General features: G+C 62.8%; 4 protein-coding genes. 1 reads left to right on the plus strand and 3 read right to left on the minus strand.

The window, feature by feature from the left end:
• The first annotated feature begins 40 nt into the window (after positions 1–40).
• Positions 41–220: a hypothetical protein gene (locus EN939_RS28735; protein WP_032899099.1), complete on the plus strand. Its 180-nt coding sequence runs from the start codon at positions 41–43 to the stop codon at positions 218–220.
• A gap of 21 nt (positions 221–241) precedes the next feature.
• On the opposite strand, the gene EN939_RS28740 is transcribed toward EN939_RS28735, so the two are convergent.
• The 3 genes from EN939_RS28740 to EN939_RS28750 form a co-directional block, all read right to left on the minus strand.
• Positions 242–955, minus strand: a complete 714-nt coding sequence (locus EN939_RS28740) for an SGNH/GDSL hydrolase family protein (protein WP_127271083.1) — start codon at positions 953–955, stop codon at positions 242–244.
• A gap of 62 nt (positions 956–1,017) precedes the next feature.
• Complete coding sequence (locus EN939_RS28745; RefSeq protein ID WP_127271085.1) at positions 1,018–1,758, minus strand: DUF899 domain-containing protein; 741 nt, start codon at positions 1,756–1,758, stop codon at positions 1,018–1,020.
• A gap of 166 nt (positions 1,759–1,924) precedes the next feature.
• On the minus strand, positions 1,925–2,707 hold a 783-nt coding region (locus EN939_RS28750; RefSeq protein WP_127271086.1), incomplete at its 5' end, for a class I fructose-bisphosphate aldolase.

Below are 2,707 nucleotides of genomic sequence, written 5' to 3' on the forward strand. Positions count from 1 at the left end.
TTCTCAGGCAATGAACGACGTGCTTTGACAGCCGGGCGCGTTGCTGGTCAAAGGCGGCATGACGAAATTCCTCGCCCTTGTCATCGTCGGTTTCATGGTCATTCAACTGATCAAGCCGCTTGGCTGGCCAGGCCTCAAGCGACGCGGCGATTTCTGGAAGCTGGCACTGCTCGCCATGGCTGCGATTTCACTGGCGGCCGTGCTCGGGCATTTGACGTAGGACGGCACTTGTCGTCGGTGCTCAATTGCCAAGCACCGGGCCAACCAGATGCTCGGCCCAGGCCCGGTAGCCTGCTTCCGAGGCGTGAAAGCCGTCCGAGGCAAAGCCGGCTTCCGGATTGGTGATCGGCAGGCGCGGCGCCGGCACCGCGCCGCGCTCCAGGCAAAGGCGTTCGCCCATCCGGTTCATGTCGGTGGCGCGAATCTCAAGGATTTTTCCGAGCAGCGGCGGCATGGCCGGAGCCCGCGTGAACTCCAGCACCGGCGACCACACCACGCGTGCTTCCGGCCATTTGGCGCGCAGGCCGTAGAGCAGGCCGCCGAACTCCTTCTTGAAGCGCGGCACGGAGTGAAAATTCTTGGTGTCGTTGGTGCCGATGGCCAACACGATATGCGTCCACGGTTCGGCCGACAGATTGGGCAGGACATGGTCGCGTATCTGGCCCGACGTTGCCGAATTAAAGCCGGCCGCCCGCCAGCGCACGGTGCGGCCTGTGCTTTGTGAAATCAGCGCGGCGAGTTGCGCGGCAAGCCCATGTTCCGAATTGCCTATGCCGACCGACGCGGCGGACGAATCGCCCAGCACCAGAAGCGAAATATCAGGCGCCTTGCCTGATATTTCGTGCATGACCGGCCCTTGCGCCGGCAGCATGCGCGTGGTGCGGCGTCGCACGCCGAGGCCTTGCCAGATATAGACCGGGAAGGCGAGCCAGGTGAGTAGGGACGGGAAGCGCATGGCAGTACCGTTAAACGATCAGCGGCAGCCTTAGCGCATGTTTTGGTCGACGGGAACGCTCTTCAATCGCAGCAACTCGCCTGCCCCGCTTGCTTGCCCTGATATTCATCGTGCAGCCGCACCCAATCCATCAGTCCGTGATAGGGGCCGTTCTCGTTGCGGCCCTTCGGCGTCATGTCGAGATAGTTGTAGGCGCCGATCTGCGCCTCGCCGCCGCGGGCGCGCGACATGAAGGTGAGGAAGATGTCGCCGGCCTCGTCCCGGTAGAAAACGCTGGTGCCGGGAAGCTCCTTCGATGTTCGTGGACGGGTCTCGAAATTGTAGGTGGTGTCGCCCGCGGCGATCTGCTTGTCGGTGAAGGAGACCTGCATGTCGAAGTTGAAATCCGAGGCATAGGACGACACCCAGTCGAACTTCCAGCCCATGCGCTGCTTGTAAGGCAGAAGTTCCGCCAGTGGAGCGCGCGAAACCACGACCAGCGACACGTCGTGATGCCGCAGATGCTGATTGGCGCCGTCGATATGATCTGCAAGGAATGAGCAGCCCTCGCAATGACTGACGCAGCCCGGCCCGAACATGAAGTGATAGACGATCAGCTGGCTGTTGCCGGCAAACAGGTCGGCCAGTCTCTTCGGCCCTTGCCCGGTTTCGAAGACATAGTCCTTCCGGATCTTCAGCCAGGGCAATTCACGTCGCTCAGCCGCTATCCGCTCGCGGAGCCGCGTCAGTTCCTTCTCGCGCGCCAGATGCGCCTTGTGCGCCTGGAACCAGTCTTCGCGCGAAACGATCTTGTTGCGATGCATGAACCTCTCCCTGAAGTGTCATTCCAAGGACGTTCGGGATGAGCACAACCCGACATCGCCCGAGAGGAAATAAGGACGGAGAGGCTCCGCCCCAAGCCCGGCAAGTCACAAACAAAAAAACCCGGGCGCATCGGCCCGGGTTCGAAGGAGGAAGAAAGGACTGTGATCAGGCGGCCTGTTCCAGGCTCGCCTTCCATTTTCCGAGCGCTGCCAGATGGTTCATGTGGGCGCGATGGGTGAAGGCGGCCTGGCCGGCGGCAACGTTCGAGGCCTTGCCGCTCCAGGCTTTCTGTGGCGCGGCCTGCAGTGCGCGGCCATAGGAGAAGGTCAGCTTCCACGGGTGCGGCCCGATGGCGTTGATGGCGTTGAGGTTGGCGGTCGCCTCCTCGTCCTCCTGGCCGCCGGAGAGGAAGGCAATGCCCGGCACCGCTGCCGGCACGGTTTCGCGGAACAGTTTTATGGTCTTTTCGGCGACTTCTTCGGGGCTGCTCACCTTGCCCGACTTCCTGCCGGCCAGCACCATGTTCGGTTTCAGGATGGTGCCTTCCAGCACGACGCGCGCCGCATGGAGCTCGTCATAAAGCTTGATCAGCGTTGCCTTCGAGATGTCGTAGCAGGTGTCGATATCGTGGGCGCCATCCATCAGCACTTCCGGTTCGACGATCGGCACAATGCCGGCCTCCTGGCAAAGGGCTGCATAGCGGGCGAGTGCGTGCGCGTTCGAGCCGATCGAGGTCCCCGAAGGCACGCCTTTGGCGATATCGATGTCGATCACCGCGCGCCATTTGGCGAAGCGGGCGCCGAGCTTGTAGTAATCGGCAAGGCGCTCGCGCAGGCCATCGAGGCCTTCGGTGATGGTCTCGCCGGGAAACCCGGCCAGCGGCTTGGCGCCGGCGTCGACCTTGATGCCGGGGATGGCGCCGGCCGCCTTGATGATGTCGACCAGCGG

Source organism: Mesorhizobium sp. M7A.F.Ca.CA.002.05.1.1 (assembly GCF_003998335.1).
GTDB lineage: Bacteria > Pseudomonadota > Alphaproteobacteria > Rhizobiales > Rhizobiaceae > Mesorhizobium.

What these genes read in the sequence shown, in the direction of transcription:
- EN939_RS28745 (WP_127271085.1), bottom strand. Translation starts at nt 1,758, where the DNA reads ATGCATCGCAACAAGATCGTTTCGCGCGAAGACTGGTTCCAGGCGCAC.
- EN939_RS28740 (WP_127271083.1), bottom strand. Translation starts at nt 955, where the DNA reads ATGCGCTTCCCGTCCCTACTCACCTGGCTCGCCTTCCCGGTCTATATC.